General features: G+C 58.7%; 21 protein-coding genes. 7 read left to right on the top strand and 14 right to left on the bottom strand.

The window, feature by feature from the left end; all coding sequences use genetic code 11:
- Positions 1-27 precede the first annotated feature (27 nt).
- The 3 genes from Poly24_RS10210 to Poly24_RS10200 are packed head-to-tail and all read left to right on the top strand — an operon-like array spanning position 28 to position 4,738.
- Positions 28-1,110 (top strand): KpsF/GutQ family sugar-phosphate isomerase, encoded by a 1,083-nt coding sequence (locus tag Poly24_RS10210; RefSeq protein ID WP_145094229.1) that lies wholly within the window; start codon positions 28-30, stop codon positions 1,108-1,110.
- 12 nt (positions 1,111-1,122) lie between these two features.
- A complete protein-coding gene (locus Poly24_RS10205) occupies positions 1,123-1,641 on the top strand; it encodes a KdsC family phosphatase (RefSeq protein WP_145102750.1) in 519 nt (172 codons plus the stop codon).
- A 7-nt stretch (positions 1,642-1,648) separates the two neighbouring features.
- Entirely contained in the window at positions 1,649-4,738 is a 3,090-nt protein-coding gene (locus Poly24_RS10200; protein WP_145094226.1) for a hypothetical protein, read from the top strand.
- 38 nt (positions 4,739-4,776) lie between these two features.
- On the opposite strand, the gene Poly24_RS10195 is transcribed toward Poly24_RS10200, so the two are convergent.
- From Poly24_RS10195 to Poly24_RS26995, 5 genes are all read right to left on the bottom strand, one after another.
- Complete coding sequence (locus Poly24_RS10195) at positions 4,777-5,445, bottom strand: hypothetical protein (protein ID WP_231753563.1); 669 nt, start codon at positions 5,443-5,445, stop codon at positions 4,777-4,779.
- 167 nt (positions 5,446-5,612) lie between these two features.
- Entirely contained in the window at positions 5,613-6,176 is a 564-nt protein-coding gene (gene pyrE / locus Poly24_RS10190; protein WP_145094223.1) for an orotate phosphoribosyltransferase, read from the bottom strand.
- 240 nt (positions 6,177-6,416) lie between these two features.
- Entirely contained in the window at positions 6,417-7,205 is a 789-nt protein-coding gene (locus tag Poly24_RS10185) for a DUF5077 domain-containing protein (RefSeq protein ID WP_145094221.1), read from the bottom strand.
- A gap of 191 nt (positions 7,206-7,396) precedes the next feature.
- Positions 7,397-7,624: an FmdB family zinc ribbon protein gene (locus Poly24_RS10180; protein WP_145094218.1), complete on the bottom strand. Its 228-nt coding sequence runs from the start codon at positions 7,622-7,624 to the stop codon at positions 7,397-7,399.
- A gap of 94 nt (positions 7,625-7,718) precedes the next feature.
- Complete coding sequence (locus tag Poly24_RS26995; RefSeq protein ID WP_197452469.1) at positions 7,719-7,880, bottom strand: hypothetical protein; 162 nt, start codon at positions 7,878-7,880, stop codon at positions 7,719-7,721.
- A gap of 148 nt (positions 7,881-8,028) precedes the next feature.
- Between Poly24_RS26995 and Poly24_RS10175 the strand changes: the two genes are divergently transcribed.
- Positions 8,029-8,421, top strand: coding sequence for a RidA family protein (locus Poly24_RS10175; RefSeq protein ID WP_145094215.1), 393 nt, complete (start codon positions 8,029-8,031; stop codon positions 8,419-8,421).
- 34 nt (positions 8,422-8,455) lie between these two features.
- Here Poly24_RS10175 and Poly24_RS10170 read toward each other — a convergent pair whose 3' ends face one another.
- Positions 8,456-9,049: an HdeD family acid-resistance protein gene (locus tag Poly24_RS10170; RefSeq protein WP_145094212.1), complete on the bottom strand. Its 594-nt coding sequence runs from the start codon at positions 9,047-9,049 to the stop codon at positions 8,456-8,458.
- 632 nt (positions 9,050-9,681) lie between these two features.
- Here Poly24_RS10170 and Poly24_RS10165 point away from each other — a divergent pair.
- Entirely contained in the window at positions 9,682-10,998 is a 1,317-nt protein-coding gene (locus tag Poly24_RS10165; protein ID WP_145094209.1) for a Na+/H+ antiporter NhaA, read from the top strand.
- A 118-nt stretch (positions 10,999-11,116) separates the two neighbouring features.
- On the opposite strand, the gene gnd is transcribed toward Poly24_RS10165, so the two are convergent.
- From gnd to Poly24_RS10145, 4 genes are all read right to left on the bottom strand, one after another.
- Complete coding sequence (gnd, locus tag Poly24_RS10160) at positions 11,117-12,592, bottom strand: decarboxylating NADP(+)-dependent phosphogluconate dehydrogenase (protein WP_145094207.1); 1,476 nt, start codon at positions 12,590-12,592, stop codon at positions 11,117-11,119.
- A 150-nt stretch (positions 12,593-12,742) separates the two neighbouring features.
- On the bottom strand, positions 12,743-13,723 hold the full coding sequence (glpQ, locus tag Poly24_RS10155; RefSeq protein WP_145094204.1) for a glycerophosphodiester phosphodiesterase: 981 nt from the start codon (positions 13,721-13,723) through the stop codon (positions 12,743-12,745).
- Positions 13,724-13,753: 30 nt separating this feature from the next.
- Positions 13,754-14,185 carry a SufE family protein gene (locus Poly24_RS10150; RefSeq protein WP_145094200.1) on the bottom strand — a complete coding sequence of 144 codons (432 nt, stop codon included), beginning with the start codon at positions 14,183-14,185 and terminating at the stop codon, positions 13,754-13,756.
- A 5-nt stretch (positions 14,186-14,190) separates the two neighbouring features.
- A complete protein-coding gene (locus Poly24_RS10145; RefSeq protein ID WP_145094197.1) occupies positions 14,191-14,751 on the bottom strand; it encodes a thioredoxin family protein in 561 nt (186 codons plus the stop codon).
- Positions 14,752-15,019: 268 nt separating this feature from the next.
- Between Poly24_RS10145 and sucC the strand changes: the two genes are divergently transcribed.
- Both sucC and sucD read left to right on the top strand, forming a co-directional pair.
- On the top strand, positions 15,020-16,207 hold the full coding sequence (sucC, locus tag Poly24_RS10140; protein ID WP_145094195.1) for an ADP-forming succinate--CoA ligase subunit beta: 1,188 nt from the start codon (positions 15,020-15,022) through the stop codon (positions 16,205-16,207).
- Positions 16,208-16,289: 82 nt separating this feature from the next.
- Entirely contained in the window at positions 16,290-17,171 is an 882-nt protein-coding gene (gene sucD, locus Poly24_RS10135) for a succinate--CoA ligase subunit alpha (protein ID WP_145094192.1), read from the top strand.
- Positions 17,172-17,284: 113 nt separating this feature from the next.
- Here the strand turns inward: sucD and Poly24_RS10130 are convergent, their stop codons facing one another.
- The 4 genes from Poly24_RS10130 to Poly24_RS10115 form a co-directional block, all read right to left on the bottom strand.
- Positions 17,285-17,938, bottom strand: a complete 654-nt coding sequence (locus Poly24_RS10130) for a phosphoribosylanthranilate isomerase (RefSeq protein ID WP_197452468.1) — start codon at positions 17,936-17,938, stop codon at positions 17,285-17,287.
- A 44-nt stretch (positions 17,939-17,982) separates the two neighbouring features.
- Entirely contained in the window at positions 17,983-19,071 is a 1,089-nt protein-coding gene (locus Poly24_RS10125; protein WP_145094186.1) for a lactonase family protein, read from the bottom strand.
- 210 nt (positions 19,072-19,281) lie between these two features.
- Positions 19,282-19,689 carry a bifunctional nuclease family protein gene (locus Poly24_RS10120; RefSeq protein WP_145094183.1) on the bottom strand — a complete coding sequence of 136 codons (408 nt, stop codon included), beginning with the start codon at positions 19,687-19,689 and terminating at the stop codon, positions 19,282-19,284.
- A gap of 116 nt (positions 19,690-19,805) precedes the next feature.
- A complete protein-coding gene (locus Poly24_RS10115; RefSeq protein WP_145094180.1) occupies positions 19,806-21,479 on the bottom strand; it encodes an ATP-binding protein in 1,674 nt (557 codons plus the stop codon).
- Positions 21,480-21,601: the final 122 nt, after the last annotated feature.

Below are 21,601 nucleotides of genomic sequence, written 5' to 3'. Positions count from 1 at the left end.
CCATTCGACTCCGATCAAGGATGATCCATGAGTGCCCAACCAATCCCCAAGCCTGCGGGCGATTGCGCGAACGATTCGCTAGCCGCCGCGACGCCGATCGAACAATTGCGATTCGCTCGCAATGTGATCCGTGTCGAGGGACAACACCTGACCCGATTGGCGGCTGAGATCGACCAAAGGATTGTCGCCGCTGCAAATCAATTGCTCGCCTGCAAAGGTTCGGTGATCATCTCGGGAATCGGCAAAGCGGGAATCATCGGGCAGAAGCTGTCGGCGACGCTATCGAGCACCGGCACGCGGTCACACTTCCTGCATTCAGCCGAAGCGGTTCACGGCGACTTGGGCAAGGTCCAAGCTGACGACGTGGTCGTGCTGCTTTCGCACAGCGGCAAGACCGAAGAGGTCGTCCGCCTGCTGCCCGCCCTGTCGGCTCAATCGCAGTCGTTGATCGCAATCACCGCCTCGGCCAACAGTCCTCTCGGGCAAGGCGTCGACCTCGTGATCGAGATCGGTTCGACGCAGGAGGTCTGCACACTGGGACTCGCACCATCGACAAGCACCACGGCGATGCTGGCGGTCTGCGATGCATTGGCACTGCTGACCAGCGAACTCCGCGGATTCACCTCCAGCGATTTCGCTCGCTACCATCCCGGCGGCAGCCTCGGACAAAAACTCTCTTCCGTCGACGACGTGATGCGACCGGTTGGGCAATGCCGGATCGCATCGGACAGCACTTCGGTCCGCGACGTGTTGGTGATGAACAGCAAATCGGGAAGACGATCCGGCGCGGTGATGCTGACCGATCAAGAGGGACGCCTGTCGGGAATCTTTACCGACAGCGATTTGGCTCGTCTGTTGGAACGCCGTCGCGAGCGAGCGTTGGACGGGCCGATTGTCGAAGTGATGTCGAGCCAGGTGACGCGCGTCCGCAGCGGTTCGTTGCTCGCCGACGCGATTCAAATCCTCGCCCAGCGAAGGATCAGCGAACTGCCAGTCACCGATGCAAATCAACGACCCGTTGGTCTGATCGACATCACCGACATCGTCAGTTTGTTGCCTAACGACGAACCGAATCCGCCTCAGATCCTGCCCATGCGTCCCCAGGTTTGAACAACATTGAGTATGAAATCGGATAGCGAAATCGCAGCTCCCATTAAGTTGATCCTGTCGGATGTCGACGGCGTGTTGACCAATGGGCAGATCATCTACGACGCGGCGGGCTTCGAAACGAAAGCCTTCCATGTCCGCGATGGCTTGGGGATCAAGCTGTGGCAGCGAGCGGGGTTCTCGTTTGGGATCATCACCGCACGGAACAGCGAGATCGTTACGCGTCGCGCCGAGGAACTGGGGATCACCGGCCTGCGGCAAGGCTGCCAACAGAAGTGGGACGCAGCCGTCGAACTGATGCAGGAGGCGGGATGTGGCCCCGAGCAGACGGCTTACATTGGCGACGACCTGCCCGATCTGGCGGTCATGACACGTGTCGCTTTACCGGTTTGTGTTTCCGACGCGGCCAGCGATGTACGCAAGGCGGCGACCTGGATCACTAAGCTGCCCGGCGGAACGGGAGCCGTCCGCGAAATGATCGAACGCTTGCTGCACGCTAAATCAAAATGGGATTCGCTGGTCGTTCAGCGTTAGGATCGGGATGCCCACTTCACCGTTGGATTTTATCAAAGCGCTTGTGGTCTGCTTGTTGGCAGCCTGGGGCTACGATTATGCAATCGCGCCAGCGTTGGTGGGGCAAAAGCAGCTTGCCGAGATCCCGATCCGCGCGCCATCGGACGTCGGCGATTCGAAGATCGCTGAATATTTCAAACCGGGATCGTGGCAGCGAGAATCGCCCAAGCAGATCGAGACCGAGATCGGTGTGCTGTTATTCAAAGACTGGCAACGGTTGAGCGATAATCGCTGGAAGCTGTCTCCCGTCACGCTGTTGCTGCGCAGCGAAGATTCGGGGGAGGAAACGCCTAGCGGCGAAGTCAACATGCGTCGTCCGATCTTGTTGGAAGCCCCCGGTGGCGCGGAAATCGAATTCGCCGAATCACTATCGGTGATCGATGGTAGCACGCCGCCGGTTCAGGGAGGCCATCTGATCGGCAACGTGCAGATCATCGGTCCGGCCACCAAAAGCGACGGCAGCGATCGGTTGCAGATCAATGCCAGCGACGTCCGTATCAATGGCAAGAAGATCTGGACGACGGCACCGGTCCGCGTGCAGGTTGGCAACGCCGTCGCCGAAGGCCGCGACTTGACGATCGCATTAGCTGGCGGCGGCAAAATTCCGACTCAGCGTTCCGATTCACCGCTGGCGGTGCTGAACGAACTGACGTTGATCTATCTGGATCGACTGCATGTCCCGTTGGAACAGGGAACCCTCTGGCCAGCGCTGCCCGAAGTCTTGGCCGCGCGTCCGCCGGGATCGATCCCGCCATCGGGCGTTGGCGGCAGTCTAGACGTTCGCTGCGGCGGCGCGATGAGGTTCGATTTCGCCACCTACACGTTGTCGCTAAGCAATCAAGTCACGATCGAACATCGCGGTCCCGGCCTGCCGGTCGATGTGATCCGGTGTCCCAATTTGGCGATCGAGCTGGAAGATCCGTTTGGCAACTCGGTCGCCAAACCGTCTCCCGATCGGATGATCCGTCGCGTTCGCGCCTTTGGTGGCCCAGTCACCTTCGACGCGCCGACGTTGATGACGCGCGTCTCCGCCGAATTGATCGACGCCGATTTCCGCAGCGGAGTGATTCGAATCGCCAGTTCGCGCGGGATCGATATCGCCCATCGCGCGATGCAGTTGGTGCTGACCGATTTTGAATACCGCTTCACTCCCGGCGCTCCGACCGACTTGATCCAATTAAAAGCCGCGGGCGAGGGACGCTTGATCGCTCACGACCCAACGATGCCCTTTCGATCTTTCGGATGGCAGGATCAGCTGCGGATCACGCCCCAGACCGAACCGAATAAGTATCAGTTGTGGATGCTGCAAGCGTCGGCGATCCTGCCCGACGATGGCCGGATCCGCACCGACAGCCTCGGCTTAGGCTTCACGCTTTTGCCCGAAACGCCTGAGTCCAAGCAAGGTGATGACGACGCACCGCTGAAGGGACGATTCCGTCCCGAGAGTCTGGTCGCCAAGGGGAACGTGCTGTTCGACACGCGCGAGATCTACGCCAAGACCGAACAGCTGGATCTGTTCATCGAACAAGTCACCGCCGATTCGCCGCCCGAGCAACAACTGCGGCTGAATCGCGCTTCGGGAGAGACGCTGAAACTGTGGACCAAGGAACCCGAATCGTCGGTCGCCGCGACGGGAGGTTTGGGCGCAGGCTTTGGTCAGCCCGCCGCCGCCAGCCAGCCACGGCCTCATATCAGCGGTCGCACGTTGTCGGCGAACATTTTGACCGACGGCAAGAACGCTGTCGCGCATGAGTTTTCGATCAACGAAGACGTCCGCATCGAACACGTTCTCGAGTCGCAGCAAGGCCCGTTGCCGGTCGTCTTGACCGGACGCGAATTGATTTTTGTCGACGGCGCCGAAGGGCGGATCGTCCAGGTTTCCGGCTTTCCAGCACAGATCGAGATCGCCGACGGCTACTTCCGCGGCCCGATGGTCCAATTGCGAATGGGCGACAATTCGCTGTTCATGGACCGCGCCGGCGAATTCCAGATGCCGACCTCGGTTCTGTCAGCCGCGGGTGAATCGAACTTCCGCTGGGTCGCGCCGCCGCGCTGCACTTGGGAAGGTCAGATGCAATTCAACGGCCGCACCGCTCAGTTGATGCGTGGCGTCAAGATGACCGGAGCGGTGACGACGCTGGACGAACCGACGCGTTGGGACCTGCACGTCGGTTGCGATTTGTTGGAAGTCAGCTTGGCACAGCGGATCAACTTCACAGCCCCCGACGCTTCGAAGCAAGCCGATGTCGAAAGGATCTCGTTTCGCGGGATCGATGCAAACAGCAATGGAGTCTTGCTGTCGGCGGTCCAACGCGATCTTCGCGGCAATCTGATGGGAAGCCACCAATTGCAATTGCCCACCCTCGACGTGACCCCAGCCCAATCGCAGCTGTTGGGAAGCGGACCGGGTTGGTACCACATGTGGAGCAAGCCGGAAGTGACCGACTCCGGCCCACTGGCAACGCTCTCGAAAACCGGCGGCTGGCTGGCCGCTCACCTGGTCTACCAGGAGAAAATCGAAGGCAACTTCGCCAACAAGGTGTTGCGATTTGTCCGGGGTGTCCGCGTCGCAACCTCTCCGGTCGCCAACGAGGAGCAACGGATCGACGCGCGTCAGATCGTCGAAGCTCAGGACGGGCAAGCCGTCTTGGACTGCGACCAGTTGGAGTTTTCGCAAACGCCGTCGGCACATCAGTTTAATTTACGTGGCCAGTCGTTTGGGCAATGGGAAGCCAAAGCGATGTCGAACGTTGCGTTCCAGGGTCGCAACGAGAAGGGCTTGTTCCGCGGGACCGCCGACCGAATGGGCTACATCGCCGACAAAGACCTGTTCGTAATCGAAGGTGTTCGCAACCGCCCGGTCGAATTGCAGCGGCAATACGCCAACGGCCAATCGGGCGGATCGTTCCAGGCCGAGATTTTGAAGTTCAAACCGCGAACGCTGGAAATCATCGATCTGCAGATTCAGAACTTGAACCTCGGCGACCTACAGCAAGGCTTCGGCGTTCCACCTCAGCCTCAAACCGCGACACCGAATCCCCAGCCGCCAAGATTTTAAACCGCCGGATCAATACGCCGGCAGGCCGAGACGATACGCTAGGCGGCGCGATAGAGGATCGCATTGCCTCGTTTTCCGCAGGCGTCGACGGCACCGGTCTTACGCAAACAGTAGGCGATCTGTTGAGCGGTTCCGCGGCCACATTCGATATGCCCCGCAAGGTCGGAGGTGTCGAAGGGATGCGGAAGTTGATCGCTGCCAATCAACCGCAGAAGATCCTTCGTCGTGCGGAATTCATGCGTCGATTCGATGCTTTCGAGCACGTAGTCCTTCGTTTTGTAGTCTTTCCCGTAGCGGCGACGCTTGCGGCGATCCGGCGGCAGACGCCAATGTTGGACGTTGACCATCGGGACTTCGATCGTAAGCCGCGGATGGGGAAAGAGCCTCGTAAAATACATCAGTTCAGCAAAGACATCGATCAACGCACCGCGTTTGGGACTGAGCCGTCGGCCCAGCACCGGACCATCGGCGGTTGCCTGCCTTACGATGCGGGTGCGGAAGACGATCGGCTTCACCACGCGGACATCGTGTCGCCGTAGCAGTGACTGAATCTTGGGCCGGATCGAGCTCAATGAGGCGAACTGAATCTCGATCAGTTCATCGCCCCGAATCGCATCGATCCGATAACTCCCCAACCGCACCTCGGTATCCGCTTCCGAAGCGGCATACATTCCTTTGAGCGATCGGTGCAGCGATGTCTCCATCATTCCATCCTTGGATTGAGTCTTGCGACCATACCAGCACGACGCGCGAGCGAGAGAAACCCTGTCGGCCAGACAAACCAATCACTCGTTTGCGCTTCGTGCTCGTAAGCTTCCGTACGGGTAACTGATCCGGGGCTTCACGGCGATCGGGGCGCTCGTCTCGCGAGCGTTTATTCGGGTTCGATTCCGAAGTCGCGGATGGTCAACAGCGTTTCGAGCTTCAAGCCACGCTCGGCAAACTTTGCTTCCCCCCCCGCCAAGCGATCAATGATCCCCAGCACACCAAGGACGTTCAAACCGAAGGCCTCAGCAGCGTCGACAGCCAACAGCGCGCTGCCGCCGCTGGTGATCACATCTTCAACGATATAAACACTTTGTCCTGCCGCGACGGGGCCTTCGACCTGACGCCCAGCGCCGTGCCCCTTTGGCTCCTTGCGAACCATAAACCCACGCAGCGGCAGCCCTTTCTGCCCCGCCAGTGTGACGATCGACGCGGTGATTGGATCGGCACCAATCGCCATTCCACCGACTGCCGAGATCTGGTTCACGCGGTCACCCAACATCGCCAGCATGCCCGCAGCGATCTGATTGGCCCCTTGGGGATGCAGCGTGATTTGCCGGCAATCGAGGTAATAAGAAGCAGTTTTCCCACTGGCCAACGTGAAGGTTCCGGTTTGCAGGGCAAATTCACTGACGAGTGCTTTGAGGGCTTCGCGGTCGTAATCAGCTGACATGGGTTCGTTTTAATAGATGGATAGGATACGGGTTCGGGACGCGCGTCGCGGTGGAGTTCCGCGCTGGCATAGCAGCTTAATGCCATCGGCGAACCGGTACCACGCCAAAATTGCTTGTGAAGGCCGATTTGCCGTGCCGATTGCATGGCCTCGGCAGCTCGCGAGCCGGGGCGACATGGATTCGGTGGCGAACTCGCGTCGCTCGCACGGTTCTCGGCGTTTGTCCGCAGGCGTCCCCGCCTACGGGACCGGAATCAAGCGGATTTGGCGGATATCGCAGACTGCCCCTTTGACTTTTTCAATCGCGCGAACGTCCAGCGAATAGTCGCCGGGAGACTCGACACGCAGCGTGCCGACGTTGCGCGGTTTAAAGTTCTGAAAGTGACCGGTGTCTTCGACGGTGAACTGGCACGTTTGCCCAGCCAGTTCGATCGCGACAGTGCTGCCGCCATGCCCCTTGCCACAGCCCTGCAACACCTCCACCTGAAACTCCATCGGGCGGGCGATCTGCACCTGCCACTGAGCCCAGTCTTTCGCATTGGCCCAGTATCCGATCGTGTTTTTGTGGGACTGCGGTTCGTATCGCAATAACACGCCATGCGTGACGGCATGATGTGCCGGCAGCGTGATCGACCCATCTTCGGACTGCGACACTCGATGCGGTTGCTTGGCCCAAAGCACCGGTTCGATCGTTTCAAAAACCACGACACGCCCCTGAGGATCGACATCCTTGGGAAATCCGATGTCCCAGGTTTCCGGCTCGGGGCGGAAGGTCAGCTTCGTCTGCTCAGGCGATTCGCCTTCAAAGTGCAAGCTTTTCATCTGGTTGTTCAGCCGCGGGAACGAGATCTTGCGATCCTTGGGCAACGACTCCACGTGCAATTCCAACGAACTCGGCTTCCAAACGATCTTGCCCCACGACTCCTTTGTCGTGGAGGGCGTGCCCGTCGAGTCATCGGCCAGCCCGACGCTACACGCCATGATCAGAATGCCCGCCGTCGTCATGCAGCTGCGTAAAAGTGCCATCATCAGTTCGCTCGTTTGCCTGGGAAGAGAATCGTCGAGTCCTGCAAAATGCTACTCACCCAGACCGTGCGACGCAAACTGCCCACGGGGAAATCGAACCGGAGGCCCGGAGCCCCTCCAGCCGGTTCCGCTCGCCGACACCCCAACGGGGCCGCGACGAATCGCCAAGCCCCCGCCTCGCCGACGAAGCCAGTTTACATTTGACATCCGCCGCCACAGCAGCGCGGCATTCCACACGCTTCACCGGAGCTTGCCACGGGCAATTGTCCGCCACCACCGGTCGAAGGGGACGCGGGGACGCTCATCAGTTTGTCCAACTTGCTTCCACCACAGTCGGGACATTCGGGCTGCTCGTCGAACCGACGCAGCAGAACTTCGACGGCGTGTCCGCAGCTTTCACATTGATATTCGTAGATCGGCATGGTTCAAAAACTGGTTGGTAATGTGGGTTGAGGAAATCGAAACAACCGAAACACTTTCGTCACGGCAATTTTAATCAAAAAACGGAAATGCGTGCTACGACAGCAAGCTGTCCTTTTCGCGCCGCGGTGGCAATGCAACGCCCCATCCGGTGGATGGGAAATCAGCCAGCGTCGCCGCCGCAAGGTACCCGACAGTAACTTGAGGCGGACATGTCAACGGACTGCCATGGCCGACGACGTTTATCGCTTTCAACATGGCACGACAGACCAGCCAGAGAACGACGCCCGCGGTCGAGAATGCAAAGGCTGATGGCGTCGGGCGTGGTAGCAGATACTCTCGATTTCACTATGCTGTGACGGCACGTATCGCCCCCCTCCAAAAACCTCGCCCCCAAGGAACTCCCATGAAACCATTCCAGGCAATCCACAATCCCGACGTGCCTATCAGTCACCTGCCGTTCAGCCCGGCGGTTCGAGTTGGACAATTCGTCTTTGTCTCTGGGCAGGCGTCGGTCGATGAGACCGGCAAACTGGTTCCCGATTCATTCGCTGGCGAAATGCGACGTAGCATGGAGAACATCCGCAAGGTCCTCGCCGGCGCGGGACTGACGCTCGGCGACGTCGTGCAAACACGCAATTACGTGGGCGCCCAAGAGGACCTCGCGGAGTTCAATCAGATCTACGCTGAATACTTTGAGAAGCCGTATCCAGCGCGGACCACATTGATGGGCTGCTTGGGGACGCTACTGAAATTCGAAATTGACGTCGTGGCTGTCGCGCCCACCGAAGCGTCGTAAAAGAAGCCTGTTCCGATTGCCAAGCCTCAGCTGATCAGAGGCTCTTGAGTTTGCGGAATTGGAAGCTGCAATAGATCGCGACGAGGCCAAACAAAATGGCAAAGCCGCCACTGATTCGGATCAGCAAACTGGCAGTGAACAGCGGGGCCATCGCGAGAACGACGCCAAACAAGATCGAAAACACACCGTCTAGGATCATCCATCCCTCTCCCTCGATCGCTTTGCGTTCGCGAATCGCGACGACAATCTCCAGGATCCCGCTGAAGATCGAACCCGCGGCGATCAACAACACAACCGTCAGCGCCGCAACGGCGCCAATCAACGCCGGATGCCCGGCAGCAAAGGCTCCAGCGACAATCGCCAACACGCCACGCAGCACGGTCCAGCCACGCGACTGGGTCCAACCTGCAAGCGCCGCGACAATTGCCAAGACACCATCGGCGATCAAGAAGCAACCGATCATAAACGCCCAGGCCAGCAAGGTCAGACCGGGATTCACCAATGCGTAAATCCCCAGCACGATCAACAGGATGCCGCGGATGAGCAGCACCCACCAGTTGGCTCCGATTGCGTTGAGGATCGGATTGTCGTTGCGGATGGGGGCCGGTTGATCGCTGGTTGTGGACATCGTTGGATGTTGCCTTTCGCTTACGTCACATGCGCCGATGGAACAACCATTGGACACGTTGTAACGTTTTCTGATTTTGAATATCGATGGGGGCGGTCACGCGATTGCGCCGCTTCGCCGTCAAGCCATGGTGCCCGAACAGACCACATCCGACGCCACCACAGCCCCTTAACAAGACACCTCAGAACGATGCCGTCACGAGAACCGTGCATCCCACCGGACCTGCGTCGCGACCGTTTTGCCGCCCCAAGCTGATAGATTAACGGATCGCGGGTAGCTCGGGCACGGGGGTGCCGAATAGCTCACCAAACACCATCGCTGCGACATGGATTTTACGAAAGCATTACTGAACGGGATTGCTAACGGCTGCAGGAACGCGCGACACCGATCTTTATTGAGTCCAAACCCTGTTAAAATCGCTATAATAGGCGCGCGATTTGCGGCAGGCGTTGTCGCCAACGAGAACACCACGCCATCGCTCAGGTCGCCGAATCCAAGCCTCGATTGCGTGGTGCTCTCCAGCTCCCATTCACGGCATACCCGAAGGTTAATTTGTATTTAAGGTTCCGCAACCTATGCTTCCCTCAGGGCAATTCTCATCTCATTACTCTCCACACGGTTAGGGCTACCCGATGGAATCTTCTCGATCCAATAGCGCCAAACGAATCGATCTAAGTTTTTTCTTTGAAAACTCGCTGTTTCTAGTCCTTGGCGCGGCGATCGCGCTGATATGGGCCAATGTCGCCAACAGCTACGCTTCGGACGGCTACAACGCATTTGTACACTGGGACATCGCCCACTTTTTGGGCTTCGGCCACGGAGATGCTCACGGCGGCGAAGCGGGCGGGCATCACGGCTTCACGATCCATTTCTTGGTAAACGACATTTTGATGGCGATGTTCTTTGCCATCGCCGCGAAGGAAGTTTGGGAAGCGTTACTGCCGGGCGGACCGCTGTCGAATCTTCGCAAAGCGGCCACGCCACTGTTGGCAACGCTCGGTGGCGTCGCCGGTCCCGCACTGATCTATTTGGCCGGCACCACGTTGCTGGGGCGCAACGACACGCTCGGCGCAGGCTGGGCTGTTCCTTGTGCAACCGACATCGCATTCAGCCTGCTGGTCGCTCGAATGATCTTCGGCGGTGGACACGCAGCGATCTCGTTTCTGTTGTTGTTAGCGATTGCCGACGACGCGATTGGCCTGATGATTCTGGCAGTCTTTTATCCATCGGCCGAAACGAATTTCGCCTGGCTTGGATTCACCGTCGCCGCCATTGCTTCGGGGATGGCGATGAACCGCGCCGGTGTCCGTAACTTCTGGTGGTACCTGGCGATTCCTGGTGTCCTCAGCTGGGTCTCGTTCTACATGGCTGGCATCCACGCCGCGTTGGGATTGGTTCCCATCATCCCCACCTTGCCTCATGCGAAGACCGACCTTGGCTTCTTTGCCAAAGGCGAAGACGCGCGGACCGATACTTTGAACGCCTTTGAACACTGGTGGAAGCATCCGGTCGAACTGATCTTGGGCATGTTTGCCTTGGTCAACGCGGGAGTCGTCTTCAGTAGCGTCGGAACCGGCACGGGCCTCGTTCTGCTGGGACTGTTTGTCGGCAAGCCGCTTGGTATCGGCCTGATGACTCTGCTGGCCGTTCGATCGTTCAAGCTGGAGATGCCCGAAGGAATGAACATGCGACATGTCATCGTCCTGGGCTGCATCGCCAGCCTCGGATTCACCGTCGCGTTGTTCGTCTCGACGGCAGCCTTCCCAACGCCCGGACCGATTCAAGATTCGGTCAAGATGGGTGCGTTGATGAGCTTCCTGGCTCCGGTAACTGCCTTTGCGATGGCGTGGGTATTGGGGATTCGCCCGGCCTGCTTCGGAGAGCGAAAACGAGCCGCAGCAACGCGAGCTCACAAGCAACCGAAGGCTCACAAGCAACACGCCCTATAAAAAAACGACCGGTCAATAAAACGGTCGCTTGGCAACGATCCGGCGCCGCGTGGCGGCACCGAATGAATGATAGAAGCGACGGCGCGAGAGTGCCGTCGCTTTTTTTGTACCGCCAGAACTAGCTGGTCGGTTGCTTGCGAAGGTCCAACCACTCGGTGTGGAAGACGCCATCTTTGTCGGTTCGCTTGTAGGTGTGAGCACCGAAGTAATCACGTTGAGCTTGCAGCAGGTTCGCTGGCAAGCGGTCGCGGCGGTAGCTGTCGTAATAAGCCAACGCGGTGCTGAACGCAGGAACCGGAACGCCCAACTGAGTTGCTGCCATGACGACGGCACGGAAATGAGGCTGAGCGGTTGCCATCGCATCCTTGAAATAAGGATACAGCATCAGGTTTTCCAGGTTCGGTTGATCGTCGAACGCTTCCTTGATGCGATCGAGGAACTGGGCGCGGATGATGCAACCGCCACGCCACAGCAGGGCGCATTGGCCGTAATCGAGATCCCAATCGTGCTCTTGCGATGCGGCTTGCAGCTGGACGAAGCCTTGGGCGTAGCTGACGATCTTCGATGCATACAGACCTTGGCGAACCATCTCGATGAAGGTCGCTCGGTCCCCCGCCAATTCGGCAACCGCCGCGGCCAGCTTCGGGTTGTCTCCTTCAGCCGGTCCGGGAAGGATGCTGCTTGCGCGAACGCGAGCTTCCTTTTGAGCCGAGATGCCGCGAGCGAAGACTGCCGATGTGACCAGGGTGCTTGGCACGCCCAGATCCAACGCCAATTGGCTCATCCATTTACCGGTCCCCTTGGCGCCAGCGACGTCCAAGATGCGATCGACCAAGTGGTCGCTGGTGTCGCCATCTTTGACGCTGAAGATGTCGCGAGTGATCTCGATCAAGTAGCTTTGCAGTTCGCCCTTGTTCCATTCGTCGAAGACGTCGTAAAGCTCGTCGTTGGTCAACCCACCGACGTCTTTCAGCAATTGATACGCTTCGCAGATCAGCTGCATGTCGCCGTATTCGATCCCGTTGTGGACCATCTTCACGTAGTGGCCGGCACCGCGTGGGCCAACCCAATCGCAACAAGGGATATCGTTGTTCGGTCCGACCTTCGCCGAGATCGCTTGGAACATTTCCTTGACCATCGGCCAAGCATCTTTCGAACCGCCTGGCATCAGGCTTGGGCCCTTCAGAGCGCCTTCTTCACCACCAGAAACACCGGTGCCGATGAAGTGGAAGCCCTTGGCCTCGACTTCTTTGGTGCGGCGTTCGGTATCGGCGTAGTGGGTGTTTCCACCGTCGATGATGATGTCGCCCGGTTCCAGATACGGGGTCAATTGTTCGATGATCGCGTCGACCGCTGGGCCCGCTTTGACCAACATCATCAACTTGCGCGGGCGAGCGCACGACTTCACAAATTCTTCGATCGAGTGGCAACCGACGAAGTTCTTGCCAGCGGCGCGGCCTTCGATCAGGGCATCGACCTTGTCGGTCGTTCGGTTGTAGACGGCAACCTTGTAACCGCGGCTCTCTACATTCAGGGCCAGGTTCTCGCCCATAACAGCTAGGCCGATCAGCCCGAAATCGCAATCACCACTCATTTTTTGTGCATCCCAATGGATTATTTATTGAAGCAGCCCGAGGCCCCCCAGCAGGCACTCAAACATATTAAAACGCTTGCTATACGCGAGCGAATGATAGCCGACGACCCGATTTCCATCAATATGCCAGCGATCCTGGGCCGCCCCGGGCTACGTGGCTTGGAATAAACGATCTCGCGTCGCGACGGTCACGTCGGGAAAATCGCTGAAGACCCCGTCGGCATCGGCTTCGAACAACGCGATCTCGATCAACCGCTCGAAGCTGTCGACATATTCGGGCAGCGCATCGGCTCGCAATGTCCACGGATGGACCTTCAAACCACAGCGATGAGCCAATTCGACCAACGGCGTGCACCGATACCCTTGGCGACTGGCATGGGGAACGACGACAACGTTCATCGAAGGACCGATCGCATCGGCGTATTGAGCGATCGTCTGCAGGTCGGTCTCCGCCGCGGCGAGGTCGTAGTCCGCGGTGGTTCGCCCCCAGTCGTCGTCTTCCAGCAACTGCACCAACCGCATTTGGCAGTCGAGTTCGTCGCGCATCCGACGGTTTTCCGCCGCATCAAAACACTGGACGTAGACGTTGTCCGATCGATCGCTGTAGCCGTATTGGTTCAGCACCGCCAACGTGATCCGGCTGATGTCTTTCCCCTGCTGGCGATGCCAAGCCGGCCGTTTGATCTCCGTATAGATCCCAACGTCGCGACCGGTGCTGTCGTTGAGCCCCTGGATCAGCTCCAACTCTTCGGCCAGCGTTGCGATCCGAAACTGCGACAGCCCCTTCGGGAACCGGTTGGGAAAGATGGCTTGGCCGGTCGACGGATCGAAGCGTTCGCAAACCGACAACGACTTCAATTCGTCGAGCGTCAGATCGATCGCATAAAAACGCCCATCGTCGCGGGCTCGGTCGGGAAATCGCTGACGGACGTCGGTTACGGTATCTAGGTGGACGTCGTGCAAAACCAGCGGCACGTCGTCTTTGCTGAGGACGACGTCCTGTTCCAGAAAGTCGGAACCGACAGCGTAAGCGAACGCCTTGGCCGGCAATGTGTGCTCGGGCAGATAGCCCGATGCGCCGCGGTGAGCGATCACAATCTTTGCGTGTTCGATCGGCGATCCGTTACCCATCGTGAGAGCCTTCCTTGCCAGCGAGGTCAACTACAACGCGGCTTCCGCCAGTTCGCGAACGCGGCGAACCATCGACCGCAGCCCATTGCTGCGCGATCGGGTCAGATGCCCCTGCAGATCCAATTCGGTGAACAGCCCATCGATGTCGATCGCCAGGATCTCCTTCGCCGACTTGCCACTCAACAACGCGACGATGATCGCGATCAGCCCGCGCGTGATCACCGCGTCGCTATCGGCTTCGAAGTCGACGATCGGCGAATCGTCCGCCGATTCGCCGGGGCGTTGGCTGGCAACCAACCAAACGTTGCTGACACAACCCTGCACGCGATTCGGTTCGACGCGATGTTCCGCCGCCATTTGCGGCAGCCCATCAGCGAACTCGATGATGTATTCGAGCCGTTCGTCGTAGTCGTTGATCTCTTGAAATTCTTCCCGCAGTTCGTCGGGGGTAATCGTTTGCATCGGGTTCAATCTCCATGCTTCTCGCGAAGCCGAGCCGAGGTTCGCAACATCAGCTGGGTCCGTTCAAATTCATTTATCCATTCTTGGATCACCGCCGCCTGAACCGGATCGTCCGCGGTGACGATCCCCGATCCACAAGCCGCGCCGGCCAATTGGTCCGCCATCTGACGATATCGTGCCAGCGTGCGGTCGCCGTAGTGACCGACAAAAAAGTCCTCTTCGCTGAAGAATGCAACTTGCGGGACGCGAGCGGCACCGCAGATCGACATGATTCCCTTCAGCTCTTCGCTGGCATCGCGATCGATATAGCGAACGGTGATCTTCTCGCTGGCCTGTTCGATCCGTCGCAGGATCGGGCACTGTTGCACGCAATCGCCACACCAAGCTCCCGCGAAACAGAGGACTCGCATCTCGCGAACAAACCCGCCGATCAACGCGGTTTGCGCGTTGGACAGTTCACACACATCGTAGACAGCCGCCCACTTGCGCCGATCGAGATCCGATCCGTGTTGGGCCAGAAAGTCGTCGTAGGGAAGACCTTGGTGGAAGTAGCTCGCGGGGATCATCTTTTATTTTAGTTTCCATAGGGCATGCAGGGCAGTCGCCGCAGCGACGATTTCAGTCCAATGTTGCGAGTCTGTGCGACACTGACAACCTGTGTCATTCGAATTGCCTCCCTTGAGTCGCCCTCAGGGTGACCGCAGAGCGGATTGCCGGGCGCGAACCTGAAGAAATCAGAACCCGCCCCGCCCGGACGCCTTTAAGGGGAAAGCATCGGGTCCTATAATCCGTCCCAGCGTGCGGTCGTCCTGTTTCCTGTAAGGCCTCCATCTAATGAAAATCCACGAATATCAAGCGAAAGAACTGTTTCGAGCCGCTGGCGTCCCCGTGCTGCAAGGCATGGTCGCCCGCAATGCGGACGAAGCCAAAGACGCATACAACAAGCTGGGCGGCGCGATTGCGGTTGTCAAAGCTCAGATCCATGCCGGCGGTCGCGGCAAGGGTACGGTTACCGAAAAGCCGGAACAACACGGTGTTGAATTGGTCAAATCGGCCGACGACGCAGCACGCGTTGCCGAGAACCTGTTGGGCAACCACCTGGTCACGATCCAAACCGGTCCCGAAGGCCAACGCGTCAACCAAGTCTTCGTCGAATCGGGCTGCAACATCGCTCGCGAATTGTACCTCGGCATCGTCCTGGACCGCGCCGCCTCGCTGCCCGTTTTGATGGTCAGTACCGAAGGTGGTATGGAGATCGAAAAGGTCGCCGAAGAGACCCCCGAAAAGATCTTGAAGGAACACTTTGATCCGCACGTTGGATTGGAGAGCTACCAGGTCCGCAAGCTGTGCAAGGCGATGGGCATCAGCGGGAAAGCCGCCCGTTCGGCCGACCTGTTCATGAAAAAGATCTGCCAGCTTTACGTCGATCTCGATTGTGCCCTGCTGGAAGTCAACCCGTTGGTAATCACCGGCGACGACGAGATGATCGCATTGGACGCGAAGGTGACCTTCGACGACAACGCGATGTTCCGCCACAAAGACATCGCCGAACTACGCGACGATGCCGAAGAGGAACCGAGCGAATTGCGCGCTGCCGCGTCGGGGCTGAGCTTTGTCAAGCTCGATGGCAACATCGCTTGCTTGGTCAACGGAGCCGGACTGGCGATGTCGACGATGGACATCATCAAGCATCACGGTGGCGAACCCGCAAACTTCTTGGACGTTGGTGGCGGAGCGAACAAAGCCCAAGTGACCGAAGCGTTCCGAATTCTGTTGGCCGATCCCCACGTCAAAGCGGTACTGGTCAACATCTTCGGCGGCATCGCCCGTTGCACGACGATTGCCGATGCGTTGATCGCGGCCAGCAAAGAGGTCGGATTCAACGTGCCTTTGGTCGTTCGATTGGAAGGGACCGAAGTCGAAGAAGGTCGACGGATGCTCGAAGAAAGCGATGTCGAAATCATCAATGCCGTCGGCCTGACCGATGCTGCAAAGAAGGTTGTCGAGGCGGCAGGCGTCTAAAGTTGACGACTGTTTTGATTTGAATCGTTTACAACTCACAACAAATCGTTGACCTACACGATTTACGGGATTCGGAATAACAATGTCCATTTTGATTGACAAAAACACGCGCGTCATTTGCCAAGGCATCACTGGCGGCGCGGGAACCTTCCACACCAAAGGTTGCAAAGAATACGGCACCCAGATGGTCGGCGGTGTAACGCCGGGCAAATCGGGCCAAGACGTCGACGGCGTCCCCGTTTTCGACACGGTTGGTGAAGCTGTTGAAAAAACGGGTGCCAACGCAACGATGATCTTCGTTCCGCCGCCGTTTGCGGCCGACGCGATCCTCGAAGCGATCGACGCGGGAATCGAAGTCATCGCGGCGATCACCGAAGGCATTCCAGTGCTCGACATGGTCCGCGTCTTCAAGGCGGCCAAGGCGAGCGGTTCGGTCCTGATCGGCCCCAACTGCCCCGGTCTGATCACTCCTGGCCAGTGCAAGATCGGCATCATGCCCGGTTACATTCACCAACCAGGCAACATCGGCATCATGAGCCGCAGCGGTACGTTGACCTACGAAGCGGTTTGGCAAACGACCAACTTGGGTCTCGGCCAAAGCACCTGCGTCGGTCTCGGTGGCGATCCGATCGTCGGCACGTCGTTCATCGACCTGCTGGCTCGCTTCCAGGAAGATCCGCAGACCGAAGCGATCTTGATGATGGGCGAAATCGGTGGCTCGGCGGAAGAAGAAGCCGCGGCGTTTGTTAAAGAGAACGTCACCAAGCCAGTTGCCGCCTTCATCGCCGGTCGCACCGCACCTCCCGGAAAACGGATGGGGCACGCCGGTGCGATCATCACCGGTGGCAAGGGAACCGCGACCGAGAAGGTTGCCGCTTTAGAAGACGCCGGAATCGTTGTCGCTGCTTCGCCAGCCGACATGGGTGCGGCAGTTGTCGAAGCGATGAAACGCCACGGCAAATAGAGCCTTTGTTCGAACAAGCGACGCGGCCAAAGTGCCGCGCTGCGTTGCTAGAACAGCTAATGTAAAAACGATCGACGGGCGGATGGCAACATCCGCCTGTTTTCGTTTGTTCCTTAAGCCCAAGCTGCTTTTGCGTTGTCGACAAACGCCGCGATCTTTGCCGGGTCTTTCTGGCCCGGAGCACTCTCGGTTCCGCTGGCGACATCGACTGCTGCGGCACCACTGCGACGAATCGCATCACCGACGTTATCGGGATTCAGTCCGCCGGCCAGGATCCAGTCGTTAAGAGACGTCTGAGCAGCCCAGCGTCCGATGCCGTCCCAGTCGAGCCGTTGGCCGGAGCCACCAAATTGTGGACCGCCATCGGCATCCAACAGGATCCGGGCTCCGATATCCGCCCACGGCAAGACGATCGCGTCGATCGTCGCGGCCGTCAGCTCCGTCGTCGGCAATCGAACCGCTCGGATCACCGAAAGGCCAGCGGCGATCAGATCGCTGCCGGTTTGAAGCGTCTCGTCGCCGTGCAGTTGCACCCAGTCGAGCTTCACCGCCGCGGCGATCTCTCGGACCCGATCGACTGGTTCATTGACGAACACGCCGGCGCTTTGCAGCGTCGGCGCGACACCAACCAGTTGCGCAGCGGCTTCGGGCTGCAGATAGCGAACGCTGGGAGGATAGAAGTTCAGTCCGATGCAATCGGCGCCGGCGGCTTCTGCCGCGCGAACGTCTTCGGCCGCGCGGACGCCACAAATCTTGATACGGAACACGTCTTCATTCTCCCTGTCGCTGGCAACGGTAGGCCGGCGAGGTGTTACGGCTTGCTGAACAGCACGCAGATTGGAGTTGGAACCATCGCGCTGTGCTGCGTGAAGGTCAGTTCGCCTGTCTCCTGATCGATCGAAAAGACCGCCGCGGTGTTGCTGTCGCGGCCGGCGGCGATCAACCACTTGCCGGTTGGATCGACATTAAAGTTGCGGGGCCAGCTGCCGCGAATCGCTTCCTCTTCGATCAACGTCAACTTTCCATCCTCCGGGTCGACCGAATAGGCAGTGATCGTGTCGTGCCCGCGATTGGCGGAGTAAACAAACTTGCCCGATGGGTGCACGCGAATCTCCGATCCGCTGCTGTGATTCTCTTTCGTTTTCGATTCTTCGGTGACCGTTGGAATCGTTTGAATCGCCGTCATCGTTCCCGCTTCGGGATCGTAATCGAAGACCGTGACCGACAGTGCCAACTCATTCAGGACGTAGACACGCTTGCCATCGGGATGGAACTTCATGTGGCGTGGACCGCCGCCGGCAGGAACGCTGCCAAAACCGTGGTCGTTCAGTTTCAGTTCGTCCAAGTCGAGTTCGTAGATCACCACCTTGTCGAGTCCCAAATCGGGAACCATCACAAATCGGTTGTCGGGCGATGTGCCAACCCAGTGGGCGTGTGGTTTGTCTTGGCGATTGCCAACAACGCCCGAACCGCCGGAGTGCTTTTTCAGATCGCTGCGTTGCAAGATCTCGCCATCTTCGGCCAGTTCAAACATCGCTGTCGATCCGCCGCCGTATTGGGCTGAAAAGAGTGCCTTGCCGGTTTGATCGACCGACAGATGGGCCGCGCCGCCGTCGCCAATCGCAGCCGCGTTGATCAACTTCAACTTCTCGCCATCGGCACCCGATTCGATCGACAACGCCGTCAACAGCGGCTCGCCGTCGATCGTGCCGGTGCAATAGAGCACCTTGCCGTTGGGATGGAGCGCCAAGAAACCGGGGCTTCCGATTCCAAAGGCCAGCTCCGGCGTCGTCAGCTTCCCCGTCTCGGTGTTAAACGAGGCGTGGTAGATGCCTTTGCTCAGACCGTCTTTCGGGGTCGTCGTACCGAACCAAACATCCAACGTCTCGGCGGTTCCCATCGATGGCAATCCAATTATCAAAGCAAGGGTCAGAAGTCGGAAAACACTGTGCATCAGCTGAGGTCTCCAGGAGTAAAGGTAGGGTGAGTCTTGGTAGGCAAGGGATCGAGCGGTTTGCAGCTTGCAACGATCCCATCCGAACCACGCCGCGACGCGACGCGTTAAGCGGTTATGAATGCCGGAGGCGGGGGGAGCTTACAAAGACGCGAACTACGATTTGATCGCGTCGTCGAGAACTTCTTCGGCCACGTAGATCGGCAGCGGCGGGCTGAAGGTCACCGCGACGGCGATCGCGTCGGAGGGACGCGAATCGATCTCGATGATCTCTCCATCTTTCTTCAACCGCAGATGGGCGAAATAGGTATGCTCTCGAAGTCCGCTGATCACGACGCTGTCGACCTCGGCCCCCAGCGCTTCGGCAACATTGACGACCAAATCATGGGTCAACGGGCGAGGTGGTTTGTAGTCTTCCTTCACCCGTCGGTCGATATTCGTCGCTTCGAAGATGCCGATCAAAATCGGAAACTGACGATCCCCGTCGACCTCTTGAAGGTAGATCACTTGGTTGTCGCTGATCTCGCTGATGATGATCCGAGCCAGTTGCATCTGGACAGGCATGACGTGTCTCGATGGAGAGAGGAAGGAAGAAATACGCAGGCCGCTATTATAGCCGTTTCGCCGATCGACGACCGCTCCAGATCGACGGAAAGTTGCCCCGCACTGGCGGTTCCGAACTAGATCATCGTTTCGGGAGCCGAATCGACTGCGGGCAGGTGCAAGCGGAACTTGGTGCCGCTGCCCCGCTGGCTTTCCAGCAAGATTTCGCCGCCATGTTCCTGCATGATCTTTTGGCTGACCGGCAAACCGAGCCCGGTCCCGCGAGCCCCTTTTTTCGATTCAAACAGGGAGAAGATTTTTTCGATGTCGGCGGGGTCGATCCCCGGTCCGTTGTCGGCGATATCGATGTAAAAGCCATCGCCGGCGACGTAGCTGGTTGAAATTCGAACGCTTGGCTGGCGTTCCCGTTCTTCGCTGTCGGAACCGTCGACGGCATCGATCGCATTGGTCACGATGTTCAACACCGCGCGATGCATCGCGTCGGCGTCGAAGCAGGCTGTCGGAAGCGATTGGTCCAGCTGGACTTCCAGGTGGCAATCGGCTTCGTCGGCGCGAACCTGCATCAGTTCGACGACGTCGGCGACGGTGGCGTTCAGATCCCCTTCGACCAGTTCCGGCTCCCGTTCCTTGCTGAACGTGAGCATGTCGAGCACGAGGTTGGAGATCTTGTCTTGGTTCTTGTCGACCATCGCCCAGCCCTTGCGGACCGCTTCGTTATCGTTGCGATCCAAACCTGTCTCGATCAGGTAGCTGCCGCCTCGAATCCCCTGCAAGATGTTCTTGATGTGATGCGACAGCGTCGCGATCGTCTGCCCCATCGCCGCCAAACGTTCGCTCTGCAACAGCGACGAATAATAGAAGGTGTCTTCGATCGCTAGCGCCGCCTGATGCCCGATGGCGGTCATCAGTTTCAGATGCTCATCGACAAACCGTCCCTGTTCGTCGGCGTCGACAAACCGCCCCGGGGGCGTGAAGGTATCGACGTACATTGCGCCAACGACGTCGTAACGTCCTTGCAACGGAACGCAGATCGCTTCGCGGATGCCCATTCGGACGATCGATTGCCCGCTGTCCCAACGCCCATCATCTTTGGCGTCGCGTGTTCGCACCCCTTCGTTTTTTTCGATCACGTAATCGAGGATCGTGCGGCTGATCGCAATCCGGTCTTTGATCGGCCCCTCGCTGCGATCGCAGCGTGCGGCGGGGCGAAGTTCTTTGGTTTCGGGATCCGAGAGCATGATGCAGCCGCGATCGGCGGCGACCCAATCGAACACCAGACGCAAGATCCGATCCAACAGCTGTGGAATCTCTAACGTCCGACCGACGGCGAGCGCCGTGTGGTACATCACCTCCACGCGCGCATCGATCTTCACCTGCGACGACTCCATCTCGGCGTCGTTGTCGACGACGCGTGAGAGCGAGGAAACGATCTGCGATCCTTCCATCTGACGCGATTGTTGGATGATGTCGACGCCGTGTTGGCCCTCCATCGTCGTCGGTTCACCGTTTCCGGTGAAGATCATCATCGTCCCACCCACTTGCAGTCGATCGCCACTTTTTAGAATGCAGCGGTTGATCGGACTGCCATTGACCGACGTCCCGTTGCTGCTGCCCAGATCCATCACCTCGAAGAACTCCCCTTCGGTGAAAACCTGCGCGTGCTGTCGGGAGACCTCCGAATCGATCAGCTGGATGTCGTTGCTGATATCGCGGCCAATCGTGTACCGCGCGTTGTCCAGCGCGTAGTGCTTGCCTTGGTCTCGCCCACGAATTACGAACAACGAAGCCATGCTTGTGAGAACATCCAGAAACGGTCGGTGACAATAAAACGAGACGCGGCAACTCTACCAAGAATGTGAGCCCGCCTTTCCACCACAATGGCAAGGAACTGGCCGACGAGTCGACCGCGGCG

Source organism: Rosistilla carotiformis, from assembly GCF_007753095.1.
Classification (GTDB): domain Bacteria; phylum Planctomycetota; class Planctomycetia; order Pirellulales; family Pirellulaceae; genus Rosistilla; species Rosistilla carotiformis.
Note: the sequence above shows the minus strand (reverse complement) of the source record. Positions and strands in the feature narration are given on the sequence as shown.

Excerpts from the sequence above, each read along its gene's own strand:
- sucC (WP_145094195.1), top strand. The coding sequence starts at position 15,020 with ATGAAAATCCACGAATATCAAGCGAAAGAACTGTTTCGAGCCGCTGGC.
- Poly24_RS10195 (WP_231753563.1), bottom strand. The coding sequence starts at position 5,445 with ATGATGGAGACATCGCTGCACCGATCGCTCAAAGGAATGTATGCCGCT.
- Poly24_RS10185 (WP_145094221.1), bottom strand. The coding sequence starts at position 7,205 with ATGATGGCACTTTTACGCAGCTGCATGACGACGGCGGGCATTCTGATC.
- Poly24_RS10180 (WP_145094218.1), bottom strand. The coding sequence starts at position 7,624 with ATGCCGATCTACGAATATCAATGTGAAAGCTGCGGACACGCCGTCGAA.
- Poly24_RS10210 (WP_145094229.1), top strand. The coding sequence starts at position 28 with ATGAGTGCCCAACCAATCCCCAAGCCTGCGGGCGATTGCGCGAACGAT.
- Poly24_RS10200 (WP_145094226.1), top strand. The coding sequence starts at position 1,649 with ATGCCCACTTCACCGTTGGATTTTATCAAAGCGCTTGTGGTCTGCTTG.
- Poly24_RS10150 (WP_145094200.1), bottom strand. The coding sequence starts at position 14,185 with ATGCAAACGATTACCCCCGACGAACTGCGGGAAGAATTTCAAGAGATC.
- Poly24_RS10165 (WP_145094209.1), top strand. The coding sequence starts at position 9,682 with ATGGAATCTTCTCGATCCAATAGCGCCAAACGAATCGATCTAAGTTTT.
- Poly24_RS10120 (WP_145094183.1), bottom strand. The coding sequence starts at position 19,689 with ATGCCTGTCCAGATGCAACTGGCTCGGATCATCATCAGCGAGATCAGC.
- glpQ (WP_145094204.1), bottom strand. The coding sequence starts at position 13,723 with ATGGGTAACGGATCGCCGATCGAACACGCAAAGATTGTGATCGCTCAC.
- sucD (WP_145094192.1), top strand. The coding sequence starts at position 16,290 with ATGTCCATTTTGATTGACAAAAACACGCGCGTCATTTGCCAAGGCATC.
- Poly24_RS10125 (WP_145094186.1), bottom strand. The coding sequence starts at position 19,071 with ATGGGAACCGCCGAGACGTTGGATGTTTGGTTCGGTACGACGACCCCG.
- Poly24_RS10145 (WP_145094197.1), bottom strand. The coding sequence starts at position 14,751 with ATGATCCCCGCGAGCTACTTCCACCAAGGTCTTCCCTACGACGACTTT.
- Poly24_RS10175 (WP_145094215.1), top strand. The coding sequence starts at position 8,029 with ATGAAACCATTCCAGGCAATCCACAATCCCGACGTGCCTATCAGTCAC.
- Poly24_RS26995 (WP_197452469.1), bottom strand. The coding sequence starts at position 7,880 with ATGTTGAAAGCGATAAACGTCGTCGGCCATGGCAGTCCGTTGACATGT.
- gnd (WP_145094207.1), bottom strand. The coding sequence starts at position 12,592 with ATGAGTGGTGATTGCGATTTCGGGCTGATCGGCCTAGCTGTTATGGGC.
- Poly24_RS10115 (WP_145094180.1), bottom strand. The coding sequence starts at position 21,479 with ATGGCTTCGTTGTTCGTAATTCGTGGGCGAGACCAAGGCAAGCACTAC.
- Poly24_RS10205 (WP_145102750.1), top strand. The coding sequence starts at position 1,123 with ATGAAATCGGATAGCGAAATCGCAGCTCCCATTAAGTTGATCCTGTCG.
- Poly24_RS10170 (WP_145094212.1), bottom strand. The coding sequence starts at position 9,049 with ATGTCCACAACCAGCGATCAACCGGCCCCCATCCGCAACGACAATCCG.
- pyrE (WP_145094223.1), bottom strand. The coding sequence starts at position 6,176 with ATGTCAGCTGATTACGACCGCGAAGCCCTCAAAGCACTCGTCAGTGAA.